Here is a 24,129-nt window from a genome sequence, read left to right as displayed (position 1 = left end):
TTCCGTGAGTGACGAGCACCCAGGGCCCGAGCGGCGCGGCGCACGAGCGCGGCGTCGACGCACCGCCGGCCGTGCGCGAGCGGACCGCGGGCTTCGTCCTCCTCGTCGGGCTGCTCACGCTGCTGCCGGCCGTGACCACCGACATGTACCTGCCGTCCTTGCCCGAGGTCGCGGCGGACCTCGGCACGACCGAGGCTGCCGCCCAGTTCACGATCACGGGCATGCTCGTCGGCGGGGCGCTGGGCCAGCTGATCGTCGGGCCGCTGTCGGACCGGCTCGGCCGACGCCTGCCCGTGCTCGTCGGCGTCGGGCTCCACGTCGTCATCTCCCTGCTGTGCGTGGTCGCGCAGAGCATCGAGCAGCTCGCGACGCTGCGGGTCCTCCAGGGGCTCGTGAGCTCGGGGGCGACGGTCGTCGCGATGGCCGTGATCCGCGACCGGTTCGTCGGGGCCGAGGCGGCCCGGCTCATGTCCCGGCTGATGCTCGTGATCGCGGTCGCACCCCTGCTCGCGCCCACCGTCGGCAGCGTCGTCGCCGCGCAGTGGGGGTGGCGCGCGGTCTTCGTCGCCCTCGCGGTCCTCGCAGCCGCGCTCGTCGTCGTCATGGCCCTGTTCCTGCCCGAGACGCTCCCGCCCGAGCGTCGCGTCGCGCACGGGCTGCGCACGTCGCTCCACGGCTACGTCGACCTGCTGCGCGACAGGAGGTTCCTCGCCCTCGCGGTGGTGCCCGGGCTCGGCATGGCGATGATCATGAGCTACGTCGCGGGGTCGCCGTTCGTGCTGCGGCAGGAGTACGGCCTGACCGCGCAGCAGTTCGCGCTCGTGTTCGCGATCGGCGGGACGTCGATGGTCACGGGGTCGCAGGTCAACGCCGCGCTCGTGCGCCGGACGGGGCCCACACGCCTCCTGCGGCTCGGCATCCCCGTGACCGCCGTGCTCGCGGCGGGCCTGGTGGCGGTCGCGGCGACGCACGCGGGCGGCGTCGCGGGCCTCGTCGGGGCGCTCTGGCTCACGACCGCGATGCTCGGCTTCGTGATGTCCAACGCGTCGGCGCTCGCGATGACGCGTCGCGGCGAGCGCGCGGGGACGGCTGCGGCGACCATCGGCTTCCTCCAGGCCGGTCTCGCGGGCACGGTCAGCCCGCTCGTGGGCGTGCTCGGCGGTGACGCCGTCGCGATGACCGGGGTGATGCTGGGCAGCATCCTGGTGGCGTTCGTCGTCGTCGGGCTCGGCACGCCTGCCTACCGGCGCGGCGGATGGCTGCGTATGGGGGAGTAGGTGCGGTCGGGGCAGGGCGCCCAGCTGTGCCGTGGCGGCGCCCACCTACGCTGACCGCATGGCACCCCTGGTCGACGGTCCCTGGTCCGACGTCGCTCGTGCCGTCGGCCTGCTGCGCCCCGACGGCGAGGTGCGCCCGACGGTGTTCGCGGAGATGTCCGCGCTCGCGGCCCGCACGGGCGCCCTCAACCTCGGCCAGGGCTTCCCGGACGTCGACGGCCCGGCCCACGTGGCCGAGGCGGCCGTCGCCGCCATCCGCGCCGGCGACAACCAGTACCCGCCCGGGAGCGGAACCGTCGCGCTGCGCGAGGCCGTCGCGGCGCACCAGGACCGCACCTACGGCCTGCGACCCGACCCTGACAGCGAGGTCCTGGTCACCACCGGGGCGACGGAGGCGCTCGCGGCCGCGGTGCTCGCGCTCGTGCGACCGGGCGACGAGGTCGTGACCCTCGAGCCCTACTACGACTCGTACGCGGCGGTGATCGCGATGGCCGGTGCGCGCCACGTGACGATCGGCCTGGTCGCCGACGAGGCAGGGGCGGGCTTCCGGCTCGACGTCGCCGCAGCGGCCCGCGCGTTCACCGACCGGACCCGTGTGCTGCTCGTCAACAGCCCGCACAACCCGACGGGGACCGTCTTGACGCGCGCGGAGCTCGAGGTGCTCGCGGGCCTCGCACGCGTGCACGACGTGGTGGTCGTGACCGACGAGGTGTACGAGCACCTGACGTACGACGGCGTCGAGCACGTCCCGATGGCGACCCTGCCCGGGATGGCCGGGCGGACCCTCACGATCTCGTCGTCGGGCAAGACGTTGTCCTTCACCGGGTGGAAGATCGGCTGGGTCACCGGGCCGGCCGAGCTCGTGACCGCCGTCCGGACCGTCAAGCAGTTCCTCACCTACGTGTCCGGGGCGCCGTTCCAGCCGGCGATCGCGTCCGCGCTGGCCGACGCCGACGGACGGACGGGCGAGTACGTCGCCGGGTTGCGTGGCTCGCTCGCCGCGCGCCGCGACCTGCTGTGCGAGGGCCTGGTGCGGGCGGGGTTCGACGTCGTCGTGCCCCAGGGGACCTACTTCGTCGTGGCCGACGCCGGTGCGCTGGTGGGCGAGGTCGAGGGCGACCGGGCCGTGGGGCGTGGCGGGGGGATCGTCCCAGGTGGTGGGACCGCGCGGGGCGGCGGGGAGCGGGGTGGTGTGGCGGGCGGTCGGCCGGGTGATGTGCCGGGTGGTGTGCCGGGCGGTCGGCCGGGTGATGTGCCGGGCGGTGACGGTCGCGGCGGTCCGGGCGGCAGCATCGACGGCGTTGAGCTGTGCCGCCGCCTGCCCGGCCTGGTGGGCGTCGTCGCGGTGCCGGTCGGTGCGTTCTGCGCCGAGGGGTCGGCGGTTGCGCAGGCGATGCGGAGCCGCGTGCGGTTCACGTTCGTCAAGCGCGAGGAGGTCCTCGTCGAGGCGGTGTCGCGACTCGTCGGGCTCCGGGCTGCGCTGCGAGCCGGCTGACCGGCGGGGCCCGGAGGCGGGCCGCGGTGCGCGGGTGGTCATCGTTCGGATGTCCGGCCCGGGTGTCGGATGACTGACGGGTGCGTCGCACGGGGCGGTTGGGGACTGTGGCGGGTGGTTGCTGGGGCGGGGTGAGGTGGCCGGGTGACTGGACCCGCCTGCCTGGTGACCTGGCGAACCGGCTACCTGGTGACCGGTGACCTTGGCGACGCGGGGAGCTGGTGAGCGGTGACCTGGGACCCGGGTGCCTGGTGACCTGTGACCTGGCGGCCTGCAGTGCCTTCTCCGGGGCGGAGCCGGGCTGTCCGGCCAGCCAGCGCCCTGATCATGATCCCCAGGTTTGTCCACGGGGTGTGGATTGTCCGGATTTGGTTGTGTTCGGCCCCTCGATCTGGAAGAATCGAACGTATGTTCGAAGACGTGGAACGCCTGCCGGTGCCTCGGGGTGCTGCCGTGCGTGTTCCGCCGACAGCTCCGGAGGGGCGTACGCCGCCTGACGATCTCGCGGCCCGCCGTGCCGCCGATGTCGCGGAGCACGACGCGTGGCTCCGGTCGGAGGCCGCCGAGCTGGCTGGTGAGGTCGACGACGGGGTCGTCGCAGGCCTTACGCACCTCGAGGGGTGTGCCGAGCTCGCCGGTTGGCTCGCCTCGGTCGACGTCGCTCGCCTGGGTGAGTTCGACCTCGTCGAGGTCGTGGCAGCCTTCGAGCGTGTCGCTGCGTGGGCCAAGGCGCGCGCAGCGAGCGCTTCCGCAGAGCTGGCAGCGCGGCCGGCGATGAACCCTGCGTGGCCGAGCGCCGTCGGGCCGGTGACGGAGCGCTGCGCAGCACCGAGCGAGCTGTCGCTGCGACTCGGGGTGAGCCGCCAGGCGGCGGCAGCGCTCGTGCGGCGCGGTGCCGCGATGTCGCGCACCTTGGGCCGGACGGGCGATGCCCTCGAGCGAGGCGAGATCGACTGGGGCAAGGCAGCGCTGATCTCGGACGCCCTCGCCGACGTGCCGTGGCAGGTGAGCCTCCAGGTGGAGGACGCGGTGCTCCCGGGCGCTGGCGGGCGGACGCACGGGCAGCTCCGGCGCGACGTCGCGCGGGCGCTCGCGGAGGTCGACCCGCGCGACGCCCAGGAGCGGCATGAGCGCGCCGCTCGTGGCCGCCGCGTGGAGAGGCCCCGAGTGCTGCCCGACGGCATGGCCAGCGTCCGGGCGATCCTGCCCGCGGAGGCCGCCGTGCGGCTCGACGCGACGCTTCAGGCGGCCGCCGTGGCCGCTCGGGGAGAATCCGATCCACGTACGGCCGATCAGGTGCGCGCGGACGCGCTCGACGCGATGGCGACCTTCGCGTGGTCGACGGGATGGACCGGCGTCGCGACGCGTCGGTCTGCCGAGGACGAGCGTGGGGCTGGGGCGCCCCGGCGGCGGTCGGAGATCCAGGTCACGGTCGGTGTCGGGACCCTGCTCGGTATCGACGAGCGGCCCGCCGAGCTCGCCGGGTACGGACCGATCGGTGCGGATGTCGCACGCCGTATCGCGGCGGAGGGGACGTGGCGACGACTCCTGGTCGATGGTCCGAGCGGCGCTGTCGTCGACGTGGGGCGGACCCGGTACAAGCCGCCGGCCGAGATGGCGGCACTCGTCCGCGCGCGTCACCCGTCATGTGTCGTACCGACGTGCTCCGTGCCGTCGGCCAGGTGCGACCTTGACCACACGATCCCGTTCGGCGGCGCGGGCACGTCCGCGGTCCCCACCGAGCGCGCGCCTGTGCGAGCGGGTGCGGGGGAGAGTGAGGGTGAGGTCAGGCTCGGCGGCGACGGCACGTGCGCGTCCCCCGCGGACGGCGGACCGGTGCGTGGTGGCGAGGGTGCGTCCAAGGTCGTCCACGACGGGACGTCCGCGCTGGGCAGCGACCACGGGCCCGCCGGGCGCGTCGGGACCACATCCGTGGGCAACCTCGGGCCGCTGTGTCGTCCGCACCATCTCGAGAAGACGCACGGTGGGTTCCGCCTCGAACAACCCGAGCCCGGCACGTTCGAGCTGCGCACACCAACCGGGCACCTCTACGTCTCGGTGCCACCGCGAGCCCCTGGTGTCCCGTGGGACGCGGCGCCATCGGTGACCGGGAGCAGGCCGCGGCCCGGCCGCCGGACCGGATCCGGTGGCGACGGTGCTGGGACAAGGTCCGGTGGCGACGGTCTCGGGACAGGGACAGGGATCGACGAGCACGCGATCAGCGTCGGGGAGTTCCCGTTCTAGCGGTGCACGCCCGGCGTCGACCGCCGCCCGTGAGGGCGCCTGGACGCCTGCGGTCTCGTGCATGTGGCGACGGGAGGCGCTCAGCGACCTGACCTGTTCAGTGCGCGGACCCGCTCAACGCCCGCACGTGCTCCGTCCCAGGAAGGCCACACGGCTGGTGGCGACGCGGCTCTCGACGGTCGCTCAGCGGCGGCGACCGGCCAGCGGGCAGCCGGCGCAGCGCAGTGATGCGGGGTCCGGCGTGCAGGACGTCGGCCCGCAGGCTGCGCGGCCGGGAGCTGTGGGCGGGGTGACGACGCCGAGCCGCGCGAGCTCGGCGACCATGACCTCGGCGAGCTCCGGAGGCATGCCGAGCCGGGCGGCTGCGGAGTCGACGGTCGAGCCGGACCGGATCTCCTCGACCATGCGCGCCAGGGTGCTCACAGGAGCCTCCCCACCTGGAACACCACGACCGCCAGGACCCACGCGACCACGAGCTGCACCGCGACCGCCCCCACCGTCCACCGCAGCCCGAAGCTGCGTCGCTGCTCCGCGACCGTCGCGAGGCACGGTGTGTACCCCAGCACGAACACCATGAGGGCGAGTGCCGCCGCAGCCCCGTGACCGTCGGACGACGCGTCGAACGTCCTGCGCAGGTTCTCGCCGAGCGAGACGCCGCCACCGTCCTCGACGGCGAACGACTGCGCGAGCGACCCGACGACGACCTCCTTCGCGACGAAGCCCGTGGCAAGGGCCGCGGTCACGTGCCAGTCGTCGAGGCCCGCCGGCGCGAAGACCGGGGCCGTGACCTCGGCGAGCCGGCCGTAGAGGCTCTGCTGGACGGGCACGTCCGCGACGGCGTGGCCCGGGCCCGCGGGGACGGCCATGAGCACCCACACCACGGTCAGGGTGACCACGATGATCCCGCCGGCCCTGGCCGTGAACGCACGCACCCGCGACCACACGGACGCGGCGATCGACCGCAGCCGGGGGCGCTGGTAGGCGGGCAGCACCAGGAGCAGGGCGTCGTGCTGCAGGTCTCGGAACAGGGACCGGCGCAGGGCGAGCCCACCGAGCACGACCAGCACGATGCTCAGCACGTACATGCCGAAGATCGCGGTCCCGGCGTGGTCGGGGAAGAAGGCGCCCGCAAGGAGCACGTACACGGTCAGGCGCGCCGCGCAGGACGTCCACGGGACGAGCAGGCCCGTCAGGAGCCGCTGGCGGGCGTCCGGGATGGTGCGGGTCGCCGCGATGGCCGGCACGTTGCAGCCGAACCCGATGATGAGGGGCAGCATCGCGCGACCGTCGAGCCCGATCGACCGCATGGCGCGGTCCGCGAGGAACGCCGCGCGCGCCATGTAGCCGCTGTCCTCGAGCAGCGACAGAGCCGTGTACATGATCGCCATGAGGGGGACGAAGGTCGCAACGGTCCCCACCCCGGCGAGCACGCCGTCGACGACGAGCCCCTCGACCCACGTCCCTGCCCAGCCGCCCAGGACCGTCCGCACCGCACCCGCCAGCGGCCCGTCCACGAAGGTCCCCACGAGGTCCATCACCGGCGCCGCCGCGGACGTCGCGAGCTCGAACAGGGCCCACATCGTCGCGAGGAAGACCGGCAGGCCCACCCACGGGTTGAGGAGGAGGCGGTCGGCGACGTCGCTCCGCGTGCGGCGGGACGGCGTCGGTGGCGCGAGGGCGCGCGTGACGTCCTCGACCCACGCGAAGAGCGCCTCGGCCTCGGCCAGATCGGGAGCCAGCGTCGCCGCGGCGTGCGGGCGCGGCGACGCCCAGGCGCGCGCGGCGCCCTCCACGGGGGCGACGCCCCCCTCGACGAGCATCCGCTCGAGCTGTACCCGCCCACCCGTGCCACGCGGGTCGAGGGGCACGACCGGCACCCCGAGCTCCGCCTCGAGCCGGTCCCTGTCCAGAGGCGTGCCGTGCGCCGCCGCGACGTCGAGCATCGTGACGCCGACGACGACCGGCCGCCCGTCACGCGCGACCTGGGCGAGGAGGTACAACGACCGCGCGAGGGCCGTCGCGTCGAGCACCACCACGACCACGTCGTCCGGCCCCGCGACGGCGAGCGCGTCGGCCACGACGGCCTCGTCGGGCGAGCGGGCCACGAGGCTGTACGTCCCCGGCAGGTCGACGACGTCGAACGCCCCGGCCGCCGTCCGCCACGACCCCGTCTGCAGCTCGACCGTCGTACCGGGTGCGTTCATGACCCGCTGCCGCGCCCGCGTGAGGCCGTTGAACAGGGTCGACTTGCCCACGTTCGGGTTGCCGACGAGCAGCACCCGACGCCCACGGGTCGCCGTCGTGACGGCGGCGCCGGACGGGTCCGGGCCGTGGCACGTGCTCATGGCAGCGGCCGTACGGCGATCCGACCGGCAGTGGCCCGGTCCACGGCGAGCCGTGACGCGCCGACCGCCACGACCCGTCCGCCGAACGGGGCGCGCTGGCTCACACGGACGGTCGTGCCCACCCGGATGCCCACCTCGTGCAGGCGCAGGCGGGTCCCGGACGGGACGTCGACCTCGACGACCTCGACGTCCTCGTCGACCGGGCAGCTGCCGAGGTGCATACCTCGACCGTAGAGATGAGGTTAGGCAATCCTCAGGGACGATGGGCCTACGCCGAGCCGGGCCGCGAGCCGCTGCGCGTCGTACGGCGCGTGGACCTTGGCGTCGTTGTCGAAGTACACGAGCACGTCGTGGCCCGACGCCGCCCATCCGCGCACCTTCGCGGCCCACACGTCGAGCGCGGCGTCGTCGTACCCGCTCACGTAGAGCTCGGTGTCGCCGTGCAGGCGCACGTACACGAGGTCGCTCGTCGGCTCCTCGATCAACGGCCACCTCCCCGCCGTGTCGGCGACCACGAGCCCCACGTCGTGCGCCTTCGCGAGGTCCGGCAGGCCGGGGTCGAGGAACGACTCGTGGCGCACCTCCAGGACGTGGCGCAGCCGCCGGTCCGCGGACGTCGTCGTCCATGCGCGCCCGTCGAGGCGCTCGTCGTGCCCCGCGGCCAGCGCCGCGGCAGCCCCGGTGGAGCGGGGCAGGAGGTCGAAGAACGCGGCGAGCCGCGCCGGGTCGTAGCCGAGCCGCGGCGGGAGCTGCCACAGCAGGGGCCCGAGCTTCTCCTCCAGCGCGAGGACGCCCGAGGCGAAGAAGTTCGCCAGGGCCTGCTCGACGCCGCGCAGCTTGAGCATGTGCGTGATGAAGCGGCCGCCCTTGACCGAGAACAGGAAGTCGGCCGGCGTCTGGGCGTACCAGGCCTGATAGCTCGTCGGCCGCTGGAGCGCGTAGAACGAGCCGTTGATCTCGATCGTCGAGAGGAGGCCGGACGCGTGCGCGAGTTCGAGCCTCTGCGGCAGGCCCCTCGGGTAGAACGTCCCGCGCCACGGTGCGTACCGCCAGCCCGAGATCCCGATCCGGACGTCGCCCATGCGCGCCACGCTAGGCACCACGAGCGCGGCCCGCGCGTCGAGGAGGAGAACCCCTACACGCCGACGACGCCGCTCCGCCGCTCGAGCAGCACGACGTCGCGCCACGTGTCCCCGTGGCGACCCATCCGCTCACGCCGGCCGATCGTGCGGAACCCGTGCCGCTCGTGCAGCGCGAGGCTCGCCACGTTCTCGGGGAACACCCCCGCCTGGAGGCTCCACACGCCGTCGGCCTCGGTCGACGTGACGAGCGCGCGCATGAGCGCCGAGCCGACGCCGCGCCGCTGGGCGGCCGCGGCCACGTAGACGCTGCTCTCGAGGACCCCGGCGTACACGCACCGGCTGCTCACCGCGCTGCACGCGGCCCAGCCCAGGACACGCGCGGGGTCGTCGTCGCCCACCGCCACGAACCGGTGCGCCGGCACGTGGGACGCGTCCCACGTCTCCCACGAGGGGACCGACGTCTCGAAGGTCGCGTCGCCCGAGGCGATGCCCTCCGCGTAGATCTCGCCGACGGCCGGCCAGTCGGCCGCAGTCATCGCCCGGACCCCGATCCCGCCCATGCGTCCTCCATGCTCCTCGCGCGCCGGTGCTCGCCCCACGGCGGCGAGCACACGCCCGGCATCGTCGCACGGGTACCAGGTCCGGTGTCCTACGCCGCCGCCGGGCAATACGGTGGAGCCGACCGTCCCGCAGGAGGAAGCCACGTGATCACCCCACCCGTCGACGCCACGACCACGAGTGCCTGGGCCGCGCTGACCGCGCACCGGGCCGCCTTCACGCCCGACCTGCGCGGCTGGTTCGCAGCCGACCCACAGCGCGCGGGACGCCTGAGCCACGGGGTCGGCGACCTCCACGTGGACCTCTCGAAGAACCTCGTCACCGACGAGACGCTCGAGATCCTCGTGCGGCTCGCCCACGAGGTCGACCTCGAGGGCCGCATTGCCGCGATGCTCGCCGGCGAGCACATCAACGTGACCGAGAACCGAGCCGTGCTCCACACCGCGCTGCGACGTCCGGCGTCGGCGAACCCGCGCCTCGTCGTCGACGGCCAGGACGTCGACGCCGACGTGCAGGCCGAGCTCGCCAAGGTCTTCGCGTTCGCGGAGCGTGTGCGCAGCGGCGAGTGGACGGGCGTCACCGGCGCCCCGATCCGCACGGTCGTCAACATCGGCATCGGCGGGTCCGACCTTGGCCCCGTGATGGCCTACGAGGCCCTCAAGCCCTACGCCGCCGACCACGTCGAGCTGCGGTTCGTCTCGAACATCGACCCGACCGACGTCGCCGAGACGCTGCGCGACCTGGACCCGACGACGACGCTCTTCATCGTCGCGTCGAAGACGTTCGGCACGCTCGAGACCCTCACCAACGCGCGCCTCGCGCGTCAGTGGATGTGGACGGGCCTCGTCGCCGCGGGCGCGATCGAGGACACCGACGACGCGCGGTCGGCCGCGGTCGCGAAGCACTTCGTCGCCGTCTCGACGGCGCTCGACAAGGTCGCCGCGTTCGGCATCGACCCCCAGAACGCCTTCGGCTTCTGGGACTGGGTCGGCGGACGCTACTCGCTCGACTCCGCGATCGGCACGTCCCTGGCCGTGGCCATCGGCCCGGACGGGTTCCGCGACCTCCTCGCCGGGATGCACTCCGTCGACGAGCACCTGCGCACCGTGCCGTTCGAGCGCAACGTGCCCGTCCTCATGGGCCTGCTCAACGTCTGGTACGTGAACTTCCTCGGCGCGCACACGCACGCCGTGCTGCCCTACGCGCAGTACCTGCACCGCTTCGCGGCCTACCTGCAGCAGCTGACCATGGAGTCCAACGGCAAGTCCGTGCGCTGGGACGGGACGCCCGTGACCACGGACACGGGCGAGGTCTTCTGGGGCGAGCCCGGCACCAACGGGCAGCACGCGTTCTACCAGCTCATCCACCAGGGCACGCGGCTCGTCCCGGCGGACTTCATCGCCGTCGCAACCCCCGCCCACCCGCTCGTCGACCAGGCCGCCCCGGGCGCCCCCGACGTGCACGAGCTCTTCCTCGCGAACTTCTTCGCCCAGACCAAGGCGCTCGCGTTCGGCAAGACGGCGGACGAGGTGCGCGCCGAGGGCACGGCCGAGGAGATCGTGCCGGCGCGCGTGTTCGGCGGCAACCGCCCCACGACCTCGATCATGGCGCCCGCGCTCACGCCCGCGGTGCTCGGCCAGCTCATCGCGCTCTACGAGCACATCACGTTCGTCCAGGGCATCGTCTGGGGCATCGACTCGTTCGACCAGTGGGGTGTCGAGCTCGGCAAGGTCCTGGCCAACCAGATCGCCCCGGCGGTCGCGGGCGACGCCGCGGCGCTCGACGCCCAGGACCCGTCGACGCGCGGGCTCATCGAGTACTACCTCGCCCACCGCCGCCGGCGCTGACGGGGCGCTCCCGCCTCAGCGGCGGAAACGCTCCGCGCGCTCCACGACCCGGGGCGTGCCCCCGGCGTCGTCGGAGCCGTAGACCTCGACGCCCTCGATGAGGACCCGCTCGACGCGCGCATGCACGTCGAGCGGGTCCCCGGACCACACGACGACGTCGCCGTCACGGCCCGGGGCCAGGGCGCCGACACGCGCGTCGAGCCCGAGGATCGCCGCAGGGTTCACGGTGAGGGCCTCGAGCGCGGTCGACCGCGGCAACCCCTCCTTCACGGCCAGGGTCGCCTGGTGCACGAGGAAGTTCACGGGCACCACGGGGTGGTCCGTCGTGATCGCCACGCGCACGCCGGCGGCCGCGAGCGTCGCGAGGTTCGCGATGGACCGGTCCCGCAGCTCGACCTTCGACCTGCTGGTGAACAGCGGCCCGAAGATCACGGGGATGCCGCGCTCGGCGAGGACGTCGGCGATCTTGTGACCCTCCGTGCCGTGGTTGACCACGAGGCGGTAGCCGAACTCGTCGGCGAGGCGCACGGCCGTCGCGATGTCGTCGTGCCGGTGGCAGTGCTGGTCCCACGCGAGCTCGCCGTCGAGCACGCGGACGAGGGCCTCGAGCCCGAGGTCGCGCGCGAACGGCTCACCCTTGCTCAGGGCTGCGGCGCGTGCGGCCCGGTAGTGCTCCGCGCGGACGAACGCCTCGCGGATGACGCGTGCCGTGCCGAGGCGGGTCGCGGGCGTCTGCTTCTTGGCGCCGTACACGCGCTTCGGGTTCTCCCCGAGGGCCGACTTGATGGAGACGGCGTCCGAGATGACCTGCTCGTCGATCGTTCGCCCGCCCCACGTCTTGATCGCGACGGTCTGCCCGCCGATCGGGTTGCCCGAGCCCGGCTTGACGACGACGGACGTGATCCCGCCGAGCAGCGCGTCGCGGAAGCCCTCGTCGTCGATGTTGATCGCGTCGATCGCCCGGACCGCGGCCATGTCGGGGCCCGTCATCTCGTTCACGTCGTCGCCGGCCGCCCCCTCGCCCTCCTCGGCGATGCCGACGTGCCCGTGCGCCTCGACGAACCCGGGGAGCACCCACCGGCCGGTCGCGTCGATCACGCGTGCGCCGTCCGGCACCTCGACGTCCACGCCGACGGCGGTGATCCGGCCGTCGACCACGACGACCGTGCCGCCGGGGATGGGGGGTGCGCAGACGGGGACCACGTACCCCCCGGTGACGGCGACGACGGACGGTGTTCCGGGGGTGCGGTGGACCATGCCTGCCAGGCTAGTCGCCGGTCAGGGCGTAGAGCCGCCCCTCCGGGTCCAGGGACCGCCCGACGGCGGCCGCGATCGTGGACAGCTGCTCGACCTGGGCGGGCGTGAGCACGTCCATGACGTGGCGTCGCACCGTCTCGACGTGGCCGGGTGCGCTCGCGACGACGGTGTCCCAGCCCGCGTCGGTCAGCCGCGCGAGCGTCGCGCGACGGTCGTCCGTGCACGGGTGCCGAGTGACGAGCCCGCGCGCCTCGAGACGCTTGACGACGTGCGAGAGCCGGGGGAGCGTCGCGTTCGTCGCGGACGCGAGCTGGGACATCCGCAGCGTCCGGCCTGGCGTCTCCGAGAGCATCGCGAGCAGGAGGTACTCGTAGTGCGTCAGGCCCGAGTCACGCCCGAGCTGGGCGTCGAGCGTGGCGGGCAGGAGCTCGACGACCGCCTGGAGGCGCAGCCACGCGCGCAGCTCCTCGGGCGTGAGCCAGCGCGGCTCGTGCGTGGGGCTCATCGGTCTCCTCGGGGGCAGGTAGTTGATTCTACAACAACCCCGCTCGGTAGCGTGGGCCCATGACCGCCGAGCTCACCCGCACGCGCGTCGACCGCTGGACCTGGGCCGTGCGCCTCTTCCGGACCCGTGCCCTCGCCGCCGCCGCGTGCCGCTCGGGTCACGTGCGCGTCAACGGAGAGCGCGCCAAGCCGGCGACCCAGGTCGCCGTGGGCGACGAGGTGCGCGTGCGCGGCGACGGCCCCGAGCGTGTCGTCGTCGTCACGCAGGTCATCGAGAAGCGGGTCGGCGCCGCCCTCGTGCCGCAGTGCCTCGTCGACCACACGCCCCCGCCCCCGGCCCCGGGCACGGTCGCGCTCGTCGCCCAGCGTGACCGCGGCGCGGGGCGGCCGACCAAGCGCGAGCGGCGGGTGCTCGAGCGGCTCCGCGGGCGCTGACGGGCCCCGAGGGCGCTACAGCCCGGCGAGCCTCACAGCCCGGTGAGCGCGAGCAGCTCCTCGAGCAGGGGCCCCGAGGTCGTCGAGCCGTAGTCACCGGTCTCGACGAACACCGAGATCGCGACGTCGCCGTGCACGGCGACCATCCACGTGTGGTTGCGCAGCTCGCCGTCGGCCGAGTACTGCGCTGTGCCCGTCTTGGCGAGCACGTCAGGTGCCGGCACGTCCTGCAGGAACGTCGCACCGCCCTCCGTGACGACGGCGCGCAGCATCTCCTGGAGCGCCGCCGTCTCCTCGGCGGTCAGCGGCGTCGCGACCTCGGGGGCCTGCGGCGCCTGCGGGCCGACGAGCCACGGCGTCACCCGGTGCCCGCTCGCGACGGACGCGGCGACGGCCGCCATGACCAACGGGGACGCCTGGATGCGCCCCTGGCCGATCATCGACGCCGCGTGGTCCGTCCCCGTCGCGTCGGACGGGACCGCGCCGAGGAACGTTGGGTAGCCCAGGTCGGCCTCGACGCCGAGGCCCAGGCTTGCCGCCGCGTCCGTGAGCGCGGTCGCCGGGACCTGCTCCCGCAGACCGATGAACGCCGTGTTGCACGAGTGCGCGACGGCCGTGCGCAGCGGGATCGAGCCGAGGGCCTGCGCGGGGTAGCCGGGGAAGTTCTCGAACGTCCGCCCGTCGACGACGGTGCTCGCGGGGCAGTCGACGGTGCTCGCCGGCGTCAGGCCCGCACGGAGCGCGGCGAGGGAGCTCACGACCTTGAACACCGAGCCCGGGGCGTAGGTGCCTAGCGTCGCCGTCGAGTAGCCCTCGCCCCCCGGCCCGCTCGCCGCGGCGAGCACCGCACCGGTCGAGGGCCGGATCACGACGATCGCGCTCGGGGGAGCGACGTCCTCGAGGACCGTCTCCGCGGCGTCCTGGTAGGCGGCGACGAGAGTCGTCACGAGGGGCTCGCCGGCGACCGGGTCGACGCGGTAGAGCTCGCGGACCTGCCCTGTGTCCGCGGCCGTCGCCAGGACCGTGAAGCCCGGGAGCCCGCGCAGCTGCTCGTCGTACTGACGCTGGAGCCCGGAGAGCCCCACGGTGTCGCCCGCCACGACGGCCCCACCCGCCTCCTCGACGATCTCCGCCGTTGCCGGGCCCGCAGTGCCGAGGACCGGCCGCGCGAACCGGCGCGTCGGTGCGAGCGGGAGCGTGTCCTTGACCGAGAGCGCGCCGGCGATGTCGCTGAACGCCCCCAGGTCGAGTCCCGGGTTCTCCTCGCGCACGACGATCGCCTCGACGAACGCCTTCTCGCCGGCCGCGGCGACGCGCGCCGCGTACTCCGCGGGGTCGATACCGACGACGGCTGCGACCTGCGCGGCGGCCTCCGCCTGCCCCGGCGCCTCGACCCGGGTCTTGTCGACCCCCAGGCGCAGCACCGCCCGGGGCTCCACGAGCACCTCGCCGCCCTCGGCGCCGAGCACCGTCGCGCGCTCGGCCGGCGCGTCACGCCGTCGGCTCAGGGTCTCCGTCTCCCGCAGGTCCGGCGCGAGCAGGAACGACGACCAGCGCGCGACCCACGCGTCGTCCACGAGGTCGAGGTGCGCGGTCGTCGTATACGTCCAGTCCGCCTCGTTCGCGTCCAGGTCCCAGGTGAAGTCGAGCGGGACGGTCGCCGTCGTCCCCTCGTCATCGACCGTGATGTCACCGACCTCGACGGCGGGCAGGTCCGGGTCCAGGCCGGCGTACGCGGCCACGGCCTGCTCGGTCGCCTCGGCGGGCGTCGCACCGCTCAACGCCACGTCGCCCAGGTCCGCCGCGGCGATCCCGTCGGCGAGCGCCCGCGCGACGTCGTCGGGCTTCGGCGGGCCGGCCGTGCACGCGGCCAGCCCGCCGCTCAGCGCGACGCCCAGGACGCCGACGAGCGCCCGCCGTGCGACGCGTGGCAGGGCCCGCGCCGCGTCGTGCCCCCCAACGCCGCCGTGCCCCCCAACGCTGCCGCCGTGCCGAACCCGCCTGCGGTCGCCTGCTGCTCGCACCTGTGCCCCCTCGCCCGTCCGTGTCCCCCGATCATGGCGGACGGCGGTGACACGGGGCGTCAGGTCGGCAGGTGTCGCGTGAACCAGTCGACGGAGAGCCGCGCGACCTCCTCGAGCGCGCCGGGCTCCTCGAACAGGTGCGTCGCGCCCGCGACGACCTCGAGCCGGTTGGGGCAGCGCAGACGGGACTGGGCGCGGCTGTTGAGCTCGAGGACGTGCTCGTCGCGACCACCCACGACGAGCAGCGTCGGGGCCCGGACCTCGCCGAGCCGCACCGTCGCGAGGTCGGGGCGTCCGCCGCGGGACGCGATCGCGCGGACGGGCGAGCCGGGCTCGGCGGCGGCCCACAGCGCGGCAGCGGCACCCGTGCTGGCACCGAACCACCCGAGCGGCAACGGCCCCCCGTCCAGGCCGGCACGGACGTCGGGCCGGGCCAGGAGCCAGGCCGAGACGGCCGAGAGGCGTGCCGCGAGGAGCTCGACGTCGACCCCGCGAGAGCTGTCGATCGCCTCGTCCCGGTCGAGCAGGTCGACCAGGAGTGTGCCGAGCCCCGCGTCCGCCAGGGCTGCCGCGACCGTCCGGTTGCGCGGGCTCAACCACCCGCTCCCGCTCCCGTGCGCGAACACCACGACCCCCAGCGCGCCCGCCGGGACCACGAGGCGGCCCGCCAGCACGCGCCCGTCGACCGGGACGCCGACGTCGGACGCGACCTCGTGACCGCTCCCGTGCAGGATCGCCGCGACGTCGTCGTCCGACGTCGGGCGGAAGTCCCGGTAGTGGTGCCCGACGGCGAGGAACGGGCTCGGCGTCCGGGCGCACACGACCTCGTCGGCCTCGGGGACGGCCCCGACGACCTCGGGCGGGCCGACCGGCACGGCGAGGACCACGCGTCGCGCACCCAGCAGGCGTGCCACGCGGCAGGCTGCACGGGCCGTCGACCCCGTGGCGACCCCGTCGTCGACCACGACGGCGGTGCGGCCCGTCAGGTCGACCGGCGCCCGGCCACGGCGCAGGGCCGCGACCCTGCGGTCGAGCTCGGCCCGCTCGCGCTCCTCGACGCGGGCCAGGGCCCCCTCCGTCACGCCCGCGCTGGCGACCATCCGCTCGTCGACGACGCGCACCCCGCCCTCGGCGATGGCCCCCATCGCGAGCTCGGGCCGGCCGGGGACACCCAGCTTGCGGACCACCAGCACGTCGAGCGGGGCGCCGAGCGCCCGGGCGACCTCCGCGGCGACGGGCACACCGCCGCGCGGCAGGCCGAGCACCACGACGTCGGGGGCACGGAGCGGACCCAGCCGCTCGGCGAGGCGTCGGCCGGCGTCGACCCGATCAGCGAAGAGCACCATGGCGGGTCCTTGCACGTGGGAGAGGTGCAGGTCCTTCGACACCGCCACCCTACGTCCGTGCGCGCAGCAGGACGGCATGGCGCAGAATGGGGCACCGGGACGAAGCCCCGCCGGACCAGCCTGACAGGAAGCCCACGTGAACCAGCCCCGCATGAACGTCGAGTCGTTCAACCTCGACCACCGCACCGTCGACGCGCCGTACGTGCGTCTCGCCGACAGCAAGACGCTGCCCGCCGGGGACGTGATCACCAAGTACGACGTGCGCTTCACGCAGCCCAACCGTGCGCACCTCGAGATGCCCGTGGTCCACTCGCTCGAGCACCTCTTCGCCGAGCACTCGCGCAACCACTCCGACCGGGTCATCGACTTCTCGCCCATGGGCTGCCAGACGGGCTTCTACCTCATCCTCCAGGGCGAGTGGGCGTACGACGACGTGCTCGGGCTCGTCCAGGCGACCCTCGAGGACGTCCTCGAGGCGGGCGAGGTCCCGGCCGCGAACGAGGTCCAGTGCGGGTGGGGCGCCAACCACACGCTCGAGGGTGCCCAGGCCGCCGCGCGGACCTTCCTCGAGGCGCGCGACGGCTGGAGCCGGGTGACCGCATGATCGCCGTGGACGCCGTCGTCGTGACGGCCATGGCCGACGAGGCCGCGCCCTTCGTCGCGCGCGCCGACTTCGTGGGCTCACCCACGACCGTGGGGCACGCCGTGCACCGCGTCGTCTCCTTCGCCGACCGGGGGGTGCTGCTCGTCCAGTGCGGGATCGGCCTGGTCAGCGCCGCGACCGCGGCGGCGGTCGCGATCAGCGGGACCTCGCCGCTCGCGGTGATCAGCGCCGGCAGCGCGGGCGGGGTCGGCACGGGCGTGCGGGTCGGGGACGTCGTCGTCGGCGACCGGTACGTGTACTCCGGCGCCGACGCCCGGGCCTTCGGGTACACGCTCGGCCAGGTCCCGGGCATGCCCGAGGTGTTCGAGGGCGACAGGTCGCTGCTCGACGCGGCGATGCGCATCGACACGGGCCTGCGGCTCCACACGGGCACGATGCTCTCGGGCGACGCGTTCATCGACGCGACGGCCGTCGACGGGATCCGCTCCGCGTTCCCGCACGGGCTGTCGACGGACATGGAGTCGGCGGCGCTCGCCCAGACGTGCCACCTCTACGGCGTCCCGTTCCTGTCGGTGCGCGGCATCTCCGACCTGTGCGGGCCGGCCGCGGACGAGGACTTCCTCGAGACGGTCGACGACGCGGCGGACCGCTCGGCGCGCGTGGTCATCGAGACCCTCCACCTCGTCGCGTCCCGCCAGGCCGCCGGGATCGCCGTCTAGGTCAGGCGCACGCGTCATGGCGCACAGCGCGGGCCTGCTGCTCTTCCGTCGGACCGCGGACGGCGTCGAGGTCCTGCTCGGCCACATGGGCGGGCCGTTCTGGGCGCGCAAGGACGCCGGCGCCTGGACGATCCCCAAGGGCGAGCCCGGCCCCGAGGAGGACCTGCACGACGCCGCGGTGCGCGAGTTCACCGAGGAGCTCGGCATGGCGCCACCCGCGGCGACGGCGCCCGACCTGGCCCTCGGGAGCGTGCGTCAGAGGGCAGGCAAGACCGTCACCGCGTGGGCCCGCGAGGGCGACGTCGACCCGGCGCGCGCGGTCAGCAACCTCGTCGACGTCGAGTGGCCACCCAGGTCCGGGCGTCACGTCGCCGTGCCCGAGCTCGACCGCGTCGCCTGGCTGCCCGCCGCCGACGCCCGCAGGCTCGTCGTGAGCGCGCAGGCCGAGCTCGTCGACCGTCTCCTGGCCGTGCTCGGCGAGTGAACCCGCAGGGGTCGGGGCCGCGGAACTCAGGGGCGCCCTCCGGGGGTTACCCGATGCCGCGAGGGCCCGCCGACGCCGATGCTGGGAGCAGCCCGGAACGACCGGGACACCGCTCCACGACGAGGACACCATGAACCTCCGCACACCGCGCGCACGCCGCACGTCCCGCGCTCAGCGCACCCCCGGAGCGCAGGGCCCTGCACGCACGGGTGCGGCCCTCGTCGCGGCCGCGGCCCTCGGCGCGCTCGTGCTCACGGGCTGCGGGACCGTCACCGTCGGCTCGCGGACCGTCGACGTCGGGCCCATCGCCACCGAGCAGCGCGACGTGGACGCGGCGACCGCGATCGAGCTCGCGACCTCGGGGGACGTCACCGTGACGCGCGGCGACACCGCGTCCCTGACCATCACCGCGGGGGAGGGGATCCTGCCGCACCTGACGAGCGACGTCGAGGACGGCGTCCTCGTGCTCGGGGTCGACGACGAGGTGCGCTGGGGCAGCCCGGGGAGGGTCGAGTACGAGCTCGTGCTCCCGGAGCTCGAGGCGATCAGCATCACGGGCTCGGGCGACGTGAGCGCCGACGGCGCCACCGGCGAGCTCCTCGTGGTCAACCTCGAGGGCTCGGGCGGGGTCCAGGTCCGGGGCGTCGACGTCGAGGCCGTCTCCGTGGCCATCGCGGGTTCGGGGGGCGTGGACCTCGAGGGCCGCGCCGAGAGCCAGGACGTGAGCATCGAGGGCTCGGGAAGCTACTCCGGGGGCTCGCTCGCGACCAGCGCCGCGGTCGTCGCCATCGACGGGTCCGGTGGCGCGACGCTCGACGTGTCCTCGACCCTCGAGGTCGCGATCGGCGGCAGCGGCTCCGTCACCTACACCGGGGACGCCGAGGTGACGAAGGACATCGACGGCTCGGGCGACGTGCAGCGGCGCTGACCCCGGTCAGCCCCCGAGCGACGCGCGACGCCGCTCGAGGAAGGCGCGTTCGACGGCGTTCGCCGTCCGGGCGATCGCGGCGGCGTACGCCTGGTCGGCCTCGGCCGTCCGCCCCGCGCGCCGCAGGAGGTCGGCCCGCACCGCGTGGAAGAGCGGGTACCCCGCCAGGTCGAGGGCGTCGACAACCGCGAGCGCGGGCGCGGGCCCGTCGACCTCCGCGACCGCGACCGCACGGTGCAGCGCGGCCACGGGCGACGGCATGACGGCGAGGAGCTGGTCGTAGAGCCGCACGACCTGGCCCCAGTCGGTCTGCGCGGCCGAGGGCGCGTCGCAGTGCACCGCGTGGATGGCCGCCTGGATCTGGTAGGGCCCCGGCCGGCCCGCCCGCAGGCACCGGCGCACGAGCGCGAGCCCTTCGTCCACGAGCGCCCGGTCCCAACGGCTGCGGTCCTGGTCGGCGAGGAGCACCAGGTCGCCCTCGGCCGTCGTGCGGGTGCCCCGGCGTGCCTCCACGAGCAGCATGAGCCCGAGCAGACCCCACGCCTCGGGCTCGTGCGGGAGGAGCTCGACGACCGTGCGACCGAGGCGCACGGCTTCGGTGCACAGGTCGGCGCGCACGAGGCGGTCGCCCGAGCTCGCCGTGTACCCCTCGGTGAACACGAGGTAGACGACGGCCAGGACTGCGTGGAGCCGCGCGGGCAGCTCCTCGCGCTCGGGGACGCGGTACGGGATCCCGGCGTCGCGGATCTTCGCCTTGGCGCGGACGAGGCGCTGCGCCATGGTCGTCTCGGGCACGAGGAACGCCTGCGCGATCTCGGCCGTCGTCAGACCGCCCAGGAGCCGGAGCGTCAGGGCGACCTGGGCCCCCGTCGACAGCGCGGGGTGGCAGCACGTGAAGAGCAGTCGCAGGCGCTCGTCCGGGACCGCCGGGGCCGCGGCGAGCACCTCCGCCGGGTCGTCCGCACCCGCGCCTGCGAGGAGCAGCGCGGCCTGCGCGTGCCGGTCGTGGCGGGTCGCCTCGCGGCCGCAGCCTGTCGATCCCGCGGCGTCGGGCGGTCGTCACGAGCCAGCCCGCCGGGCTCGGCGGCACACCGGTGGACGGCCAGTGCTCGACGGCCAGCGCGAAGGCCTCCTGCGCCGCGTCCTGCGCGACGTCGAGGTCCCCGAACGTCCGGGCCAGGACGGCGACCACCCGGCCGTGCTCCGCACGGAACACGCGGGCGATCGCCTCCGAGGTCGGCCCGGTCGGCTGGCCGTCAGGCACCGGGTGCCGTCACTCGCCGGTCGCGTACCGGAACGGGCGCACCTCGATGGGCAGCCCGGTCGCCCGCGCGAGGCGGCGGCCCCAGTCGAGGGCCGCGTCGAGGTCGGGCGCCTGGATGATCGAGAACCCGCCGAGGTGCTCGCGGCCCTCGAGGTAGGGACCGTCGGTCACGAGGACCTCGTCGCCCTCGGGCCGCAGGACCGTCGACGCGCTCGGCTGGTGCAGGCCGCCTGCGAACACCCAGGCGCCCGCGTCACGCATCGCGCGGTCGACCTCGCCGACGTCGGCCATGACCTTCTCGAGCACCTCCGCGGGCGGCTGGGGGCCGACGGGCTCGATCACAGCGAGCAGGTACTGCGCCATGGTGCACCTCCTGGTCCGGGCGCCGGCTGGTCCGGTGCCTCACCACCTGAACGAACGGCGAGGCACCGGATCGACACCGGCACCCACCTTGCTCGGACAAATCCGTCGACGCGACGCCGGACCGCGCGCACACTTGACCGTCGGCCCCGCCCACCGTGCGGGGCCGCGACGGCGTCGAGCGGCTCGGCCTGGGCCCGCGCCCGCCACACGTGCACCGGCGCACGACCCCCATCCTCCGCGAACGGACAGGGATCCCGCATGACCGAGCAGACCGATCACCTCCAGCACGCCGAACCCGTCACGTCGGCCGACGCACGCATGGCGCCGGGCGACCGCCGCGCCGTCGTCCTCCTGCTCATCTCGACGTTCGTCGTGATCCTCAACGAGACGGTCATGGGTGTGGCCCTGCCGCACCTCATGACGGACCTGAGGATCACCGCGGGCACGGCGCAGTGGGTCACCACGGCGTTCATGCTCACCATGGCCGTGGTCATCCCCGTGACCGGGTTCGTGATCCAGCGCACGACGACGCGCGTCACGTTCCTCACGGCGATGGGCCTGTTCAGCCTCGGGACGCTCGTGTGCGCGCTGGCGCCGAGCTTCGCCGTGCTGCTCCTGGGCCGCGTGGTCCAGGCCGGTGGCACCGCGATCATGCTCCCGCTGCTCATGACGACCGTGATGACCGTGACGCCGCCCGCGAGCCGGGGCCGCACCATGGGCAACATCTCCGTCGTCATCTCGGTCGCACCCGCGCTCGGCCCCACGATCTCCGGCCTCGTGCTGAGCGTCCTCGACTGGCGCTGGCTCTTCCTGCTCGTGCTGCCCATCGCGCTCGGTGCGCTCGCGCTCGGTGCGGCGCGGCTCGCGAACCTGACGACGCCCCGGGAGGCGCGCGTCGACATCGGCTCCGTGGTCCTGTCCGCGTTCGCCTTCGGCGGGATCGTCTACGGGCTGAGCCAGTTCGGCGAGGCGTCCGCGGGCGGCGGCGGCGCGCTCCTCGCGTGGGCCCCGGTCGTCGTCGGCGCCGCAGCGCTGTCGCTCTTCATCGCGCGGCAGCTGTGGCTCCAGCGCACGGACGCCGCGCTCCTGGACCTGCGCACGTTCACGTCGTCCACCTTCACCGTCGCGACAGTGCTCATGGCGATCAGCATGATGTCGATGTTCGGCACGATCATCCTGCTGCCCATCTACGCGCAGAACGTGCTCGGGCTCGAGGCGCTCGAGACCGGGCTGCTGCTCCTGCCCGGCGGGCTCCTCATGGGCCTGCTCGCGCCGCTCGTCGGCCGCGGGTACGACCGGTTCGGCCCGCGCGTGCTCCTCGTGCCGGGGACGGTGCTCGTGAGCGCCTCGGCGTGGGGCATGACGCTCCTCGGCCAGGCCAGCTCGCCGTGGCTCCTCCTCGCGTCGCACGTGGTGCTCAGCGGTGGTCTCGCGCTCATGTTCACGCCGCTGTTCACCGCGTCCCTGGGGTCGCTGCGTCCGCAGCTGTACTCGCACGGGAGCGCCGTCGTGGGCACGGTCCAGCAGGTCGCGGGCGCCGCGGGCACCGCGCTCTTCGTGACGGTCATGACGGTCCAGGCCGCTGCCCGCGCGGACTCGGGGGCCGACGTCGTGACGGCGACCGCCGCGGGGGTGCACTCGGCGTTCCTCGTCGGCGCACTGATCAGCCTGCTCGCGATCCCGGCCGCGTTCGCCGTCCGCCCGCCCGCGGTCACGCCCGAGGTCATGCCGCACGCGTAGGGGCTCGCCGCGTCCCGGCCGCAGCCGTCGACCGGGGCGCGGCGACGCCGGCGCGGCATGTGGGACGACGCCATGTGCGACGGCGACGTCAAGGGGCTCTCGGCGGCGTACGAGTCGATGGCCGCGGCCGTGGCGGACCGGGACAACAACCCGGGCTGGACGCTCTCCCCGTGACCTACGTCGGCACCCGCGAGGCGGCGATGGCCGAGCTCGCCCGGCACCGGCCAGGGGGCGGCCCGGGTAGCGTCGGGGGCGTGCAGGAGCCCCGATGACCGCAGGCATCCGCGCCGGCCCGGTGCCCGACCCGCAGGAACCGCTCGTCAGGCTCCCCGACGGCACGGTCAAGCAGGTCTCACCCCTGACGGGGACCGTCGTGTGGACGGTTCCCGGGCGCGCCGGCCGGCCGTTCTCCACGCCGTCCGGCGAGCGCCGTGCGATCGACCCGGACCGCCGGGACGCGCTGTGCGCGTTCTGCCCCGCGCGGTACCTCGAGACGCCGCCCGAGAAGGCGAGGCTCGTGCGGCTGCCGGACGGCCGGTGGGAGACCCTGCGCGACGTGCAGGCACGCGACCTCGACGCGACCGTCGCCGACGTGCGCCGCGTGCCCAACCTCTTCGAGATCCTGTCCGTCGGCTACTGGCGCGCCAACCACCACCACGAGGCACCCGTCGAGGCCTGCGAGCGCGCCGCCCGGTACCTCGCCGACCCGGCCGGCCGGGCGCACGCGCTCGCCGTCGTCGAGCGCAGGCTCAGGGCTGGCGGCATGTCCGACGCGCGGTGGGCGGCCATCGGGCAGGACGCGCGCCTCGCGCACGCGGCCGACCTGTTCGCCGGCACGCACGACGTCGTGGTCGCGCGGCGGCACGTCGTCGACGGGGCGCGGTACGAGGACGAGCTGGCGGGGGCCGGGACCCTCACCCCCGACGAGCACGCGCGCTACCTCGCCTTCACGGTCGACGCGATGCCGTCCCTGTACTCGGCCCAGCCGCACGCCCGCTACGTCGCGGCGTTCCAGAACTGGCTGCGCCCCGCCGGTGCGTCGTTCGACCACCTCCACAAGCAGCTCGTCGCGATCGACGAGCACGGCCCGCGGCTCGAGGAGGTCCTGGCGCGTACGCGTCGCGACCCCGGTCTGCTCGGTCGTGTCCTGGCCCACGCCCAGGCGCACGGGCTCGTCGTCGCGCAGGACGAGCACGCCGTCGCGGTCGCCGGTGTCGGTCACCGCTACCCGTCCCTCGAGGTGTACTCGACCAGCACCCACCACCGGCCGTGGGAGCACACGCCCGCCGAGGTCCGCGGCTTCTCCGACGTGCTGCACGCCCTGCACGCGGCGACCGGCCCCGCGGTGCCGACCAACGAGGAGTGGCACCACCGGCCGGTCAACGTGGACGACCCGCTGCCCTGGCACGTGGTGCTCAAGTGGCGCGTGTCCACGCTCGCGGGGTTCGAGGGCAGCACCAAGATCAACGTCAACACGCTCGACCCGGTAGGTCTGCGCGACCGCGTCGTCGCCGAGCTGCTCCGGCTGCGCGAGGCGGGCCTCGTGGCACCGCTGCGCGTGGGCGACGAGTGCGCCGTCGGGCCCGGGACGCTGCGCTACCGCGGGTAGCCGA

The 24,129-nt window shown here is 74.5% G+C and carries 21 protein-coding genes and 1 pseudogene; 11 read left to right on the top strand and 11 right to left on the bottom strand.

Translation table 11 applies throughout. The features are described from left to right. Positions 1-8 precede the first annotated feature (8 nt). The 3 genes from FZ988_RS01465 (at position 9) to FZ988_RS01455 (ending at position 5,016) form a co-directional block, all read left to right on the top strand. Entirely contained in the window at positions 9-1,277 is a 1,269-nt protein-coding gene (locus FZ988_RS01465; RefSeq protein ID WP_246169074.1) for a multidrug effflux MFS transporter, read from the top strand. A 58-nt stretch (positions 1,278-1,335) separates the two neighbouring features. Then, complete coding sequence (locus FZ988_RS01460) at positions 1,336-2,772, top strand: aminotransferase class I/II-fold pyridoxal phosphate-dependent enzyme (protein ID WP_149202222.1); 1,437 nt, start codon at positions 1,336-1,338, stop codon at positions 2,770-2,772. Positions 2,773-3,180: 408 nt separating this feature from the next. After that, positions 3,181-5,016 (top strand): DUF222 domain-containing protein, encoded by a 1,836-nt coding sequence (locus FZ988_RS01455; protein WP_188078932.1) that lies wholly within the window; start codon positions 3,181-3,183, stop codon positions 5,014-5,016. A gap of 183 nt (positions 5,017-5,199) precedes the next feature. Here the strand turns inward: FZ988_RS01455 and FZ988_RS01450 are convergent, their stop codons facing one another. Genes FZ988_RS01450 through FZ988_RS01430 form a run of 5 tightly spaced genes read right to left on the bottom strand, consistent with a single transcriptional unit; the run spans position 5,200 to position 9,003 of the window. Continuing rightward, positions 5,200-5,439: a hypothetical protein gene (locus FZ988_RS01450; RefSeq protein WP_149202220.1), complete on the bottom strand. Its 240-nt coding sequence runs from the start codon at positions 5,437-5,439 to the stop codon at positions 5,200-5,202. After that, positions 5,436-7,361: a ferrous iron transport protein B gene (feoB, locus tag FZ988_RS01445; RefSeq protein WP_149202219.1), complete on the bottom strand. Its 1,926-nt coding sequence runs from the start codon at positions 7,359-7,361 to the stop codon at positions 5,436-5,438. The genes FZ988_RS01450 and feoB overlap by 4 nt, the downstream gene beginning before the upstream one ends. Beyond that, positions 7,358-7,582 carry a FeoA family protein gene (locus tag FZ988_RS01440; RefSeq protein ID WP_149202218.1) on the bottom strand — a complete coding sequence of 75 codons (225 nt, stop codon included), beginning with the start codon at positions 7,580-7,582 and terminating at the stop codon, positions 7,358-7,360. The genes feoB and FZ988_RS01440 overlap by 4 nt, the downstream gene beginning before the upstream one ends. A 21-nt stretch (positions 7,583-7,603) precedes the next feature. Next, the gene (locus FZ988_RS01435; RefSeq protein WP_149202217.1) at positions 7,604-8,443 is read right to left on the bottom strand and encodes a DUF72 domain-containing protein; all 840 of its coding nucleotides are present in this window, start codon (positions 8,441-8,443) and stop codon (positions 7,604-7,606) included. Between the two features lie 53 nt (positions 8,444-8,496). Continuing rightward, complete coding sequence (locus tag FZ988_RS01430; RefSeq protein WP_149202216.1) at positions 8,497-9,003, bottom strand: GNAT family N-acetyltransferase; 507 nt, start codon at positions 9,001-9,003, stop codon at positions 8,497-8,499. Positions 9,004-9,147: 144 nt separating this feature from the next. On the opposite strand from FZ988_RS01430, the gene pgi reads away from it, so the two are divergent. Continuing rightward, positions 9,148-10,848, top strand: coding sequence for a glucose-6-phosphate isomerase (pgi, locus tag FZ988_RS01425; protein ID WP_149202215.1), 1,701 nt, complete (start codon positions 9,148-9,150; stop codon positions 10,846-10,848). Positions 10,849-10,863: 15 nt separating this feature from the next. On the opposite strand, the gene FZ988_RS01420 is transcribed toward pgi, so the two are convergent. Together FZ988_RS01420 and FZ988_RS01415 are read right to left on the bottom strand one after the other, a co-directional pair. Further along, positions 10,864-12,105: an amidohydrolase gene (locus FZ988_RS01420; protein WP_149202214.1), complete on the bottom strand. Its 1,242-nt coding sequence runs from the start codon at positions 12,103-12,105 to the stop codon at positions 10,864-10,866. 10 nt (positions 12,106-12,115) lie between these two features. Beyond that, positions 12,116-12,610, bottom strand: coding sequence for a MarR family winged helix-turn-helix transcriptional regulator (locus FZ988_RS01415; protein WP_149202213.1), 495 nt, complete (start codon positions 12,608-12,610; stop codon positions 12,116-12,118). Between the two features lie 59 nt (positions 12,611-12,669). Between FZ988_RS01415 and FZ988_RS01410 the strand changes: the two genes are divergently transcribed. After that, a complete protein-coding gene (locus FZ988_RS01410; protein WP_149202212.1) occupies positions 12,670-13,044 on the top strand; it encodes an RNA-binding S4 domain-containing protein in 375 nt (124 codons plus the stop codon). 32 nt (positions 13,045-13,076) lie between these two features. On the opposite strand, the gene FZ988_RS01405 is transcribed toward FZ988_RS01410, so the two are convergent. Both FZ988_RS01405 and FZ988_RS01400 read right to left on the bottom strand, forming a co-directional pair. Next, a complete protein-coding gene (locus tag FZ988_RS01405) occupies positions 13,077-15,068 on the bottom strand; it encodes a penicillin-binding transpeptidase domain-containing protein (RefSeq protein WP_246169072.1) in 1,992 nt (663 codons plus the stop codon). Between the two features lie 59 nt (positions 15,069-15,127). Continuing rightward, positions 15,128-16,414, bottom strand: coding sequence for a phosphoribosyltransferase (locus tag FZ988_RS01400; RefSeq protein ID WP_149202211.1), 1,287 nt, complete (start codon positions 16,412-16,414; stop codon positions 15,128-15,130). A gap of 151 nt (positions 16,415-16,565) precedes the next feature. On the opposite strand from FZ988_RS01400, the gene FZ988_RS01395 reads away from it, so the two are divergent. From FZ988_RS01395 to FZ988_RS01380, 4 genes are all read left to right on the top strand, one after another. Beyond that, positions 16,566-17,018 carry an S-ribosylhomocysteine lyase gene (locus FZ988_RS01395; RefSeq protein ID WP_149202518.1) on the top strand — a complete coding sequence of 151 codons (453 nt, stop codon included), beginning with the start codon at positions 16,566-16,568 and terminating at the stop codon, positions 17,016-17,018. Continuing rightward, positions 17,015-17,737, top strand: a complete 723-nt coding sequence (gene mtnN, locus FZ988_RS01390) for a 5'-methylthioadenosine/S-adenosylhomocysteine nucleosidase (RefSeq protein ID WP_149202210.1) — start codon at positions 17,015-17,017, stop codon at positions 17,735-17,737. Before FZ988_RS01395 ends, mtnN begins: the two co-directional genes overlap by 4 nt. Positions 17,738-17,753: 16 nt before the next feature. Continuing rightward, on the top strand, positions 17,754-18,221 hold the full coding sequence (locus tag FZ988_RS01385) for an NUDIX hydrolase (protein ID WP_149202209.1): 468 nt from the start codon (positions 17,754-17,756) through the stop codon (positions 18,219-18,221). Positions 18,222-18,351: 130 nt separating this feature from the next. Next, the gene (locus FZ988_RS01380; protein ID WP_149202208.1) at positions 18,352-19,149 is read left to right on the top strand and encodes a GIN domain-containing protein; all 798 of its coding nucleotides are present in this window, start codon (positions 18,352-18,354) and stop codon (positions 19,147-19,149) included. 6 nt (positions 19,150-19,155) lie between these two features. Here FZ988_RS01380 and FZ988_RS01375 read toward each other — a convergent pair. Together FZ988_RS01375 and FZ988_RS01370 are read right to left on the bottom strand one after the other, a co-directional pair. Continuing rightward, positions 19,156-20,413: pseudogene (locus FZ988_RS01375) on the bottom strand (RNA polymerase sigma factor). Between the two features lie 9 nt (positions 20,414-20,422). Continuing rightward, the gene (locus FZ988_RS01370) at positions 20,423-20,776 is read right to left on the bottom strand and encodes a YciI family protein (protein ID WP_149202207.1); all 354 of its coding nucleotides are present in this window, start codon (positions 20,774-20,776) and stop codon (positions 20,423-20,425) included. Between the two features lie 258 nt (positions 20,777-21,034). Here FZ988_RS01370 and FZ988_RS01365 point away from each other — a divergent pair, with 258 nt between their 5' ends. Together FZ988_RS01365 and FZ988_RS01360 are read left to right on the top strand one after the other, a co-directional pair. Beyond that, on the top strand, positions 21,035-22,516 hold the full coding sequence (locus FZ988_RS01365; RefSeq protein WP_149202206.1) for an MDR family MFS transporter: 1,482 nt from the start codon (positions 21,035-21,037) through the stop codon (positions 22,514-22,516). Positions 22,517-22,784: 268 nt separating this feature from the next. Then, positions 22,785-24,125: a DUF4921 family protein gene (locus FZ988_RS01360; RefSeq protein ID WP_149202205.1), complete on the top strand. Its 1,341-nt coding sequence runs from the start codon at positions 22,785-22,787 to the stop codon at positions 24,123-24,125. Positions 24,126-24,129: the final 4 nt, after the last annotated feature.

This window comes from Actinotalea subterranea (assembly GCF_008364845.1).
GTDB lineage: Bacteria > Actinomycetota > Actinomycetes > Actinomycetales > Cellulomonadaceae > Actinotalea > Actinotalea subterranea.
The sequence above is the reverse complement of the archived record's forward strand: the minus strand, read 5'-3'. Positions and strand labels throughout refer to the sequence as shown.

Excerpts from the sequence above, each read along its gene's own strand:
- FZ988_RS01460 (WP_149202222.1), top strand. The coding sequence starts at position 1,336 with ATGGCACCCCTGGTCGACGGTCCCTGGTCCGACGTCGCTCGTGCCGTC.
- FZ988_RS01455 (WP_188078932.1), top strand. The coding sequence starts at position 3,181 with ATGTTCGAAGACGTGGAACGCCTGCCGGTGCCTCGGGGTGCTGCCGTG.
- feoB (WP_149202219.1), bottom strand. The coding sequence starts at position 7,361 with ATGAGCACGTGCCACGGCCCGGACCCGTCCGGCGCCGCCGTCACGACG.
- FZ988_RS01440 (WP_149202218.1), bottom strand. The coding sequence starts at position 7,582 with ATGCACCTCGGCAGCTGCCCGGTCGACGAGGACGTCGAGGTCGTCGAG.
- FZ988_RS01435 (WP_149202217.1), bottom strand. The coding sequence starts at position 8,443 with ATGGGCGACGTCCGGATCGGGATCTCGGGCTGGCGGTACGCACCGTGG.
- FZ988_RS01430 (WP_149202216.1), bottom strand. The coding sequence starts at position 9,003 with ATGGGCGGGATCGGGGTCCGGGCGATGACTGCGGCCGACTGGCCGGCC.
- FZ988_RS01420 (WP_149202214.1), bottom strand. The coding sequence starts at position 12,105 with ATGGTCCACCGCACCCCCGGAACACCGTCCGTCGTCGCCGTCACCGGG.
- FZ988_RS01415 (WP_149202213.1), bottom strand. The coding sequence starts at position 12,610 with ATGAGCCCCACGCACGAGCCGCGCTGGCTCACGCCCGAGGAGCTGCGC.
- FZ988_RS01410 (WP_149202212.1), top strand. The coding sequence starts at position 12,670 with ATGACCGCCGAGCTCACCCGCACGCGCGTCGACCGCTGGACCTGGGCC.
- FZ988_RS01400 (WP_149202211.1), bottom strand. The coding sequence starts at position 16,414 with ATGGTGCTCTTCGCTGATCGGGTCGACGCCGGCCGACGCCTCGCCGAG.
- FZ988_RS01395 (WP_149202518.1), top strand. The coding sequence starts at position 16,566 with ATGAACGTCGAGTCGTTCAACCTCGACCACCGCACCGTCGACGCGCCG.
- mtnN (WP_149202210.1), top strand. The coding sequence starts at position 17,015 with ATGATCGCCGTGGACGCCGTCGTCGTGACGGCCATGGCCGACGAGGCC.
- FZ988_RS01385 (WP_149202209.1), top strand. The coding sequence starts at position 17,754 with ATGGCGCACAGCGCGGGCCTGCTGCTCTTCCGTCGGACCGCGGACGGC.
- FZ988_RS01380 (WP_149202208.1), top strand. The coding sequence starts at position 18,352 with ATGAACCTCCGCACACCGCGCGCACGCCGCACGTCCCGCGCTCAGCGC.
- FZ988_RS01370 (WP_149202207.1), bottom strand. The coding sequence starts at position 20,776 with ATGGCGCAGTACCTGCTCGCTGTGATCGAGCCCGTCGGCCCCCAGCCG.
- FZ988_RS01365 (WP_149202206.1), top strand. The coding sequence starts at position 21,035 with ATGACCGAGCAGACCGATCACCTCCAGCACGCCGAACCCGTCACGTCG.
- FZ988_RS01360 (WP_149202205.1), top strand. The coding sequence starts at position 22,785 with ATGACCGCAGGCATCCGCGCCGGCCCGGTGCCCGACCCGCAGGAACCG.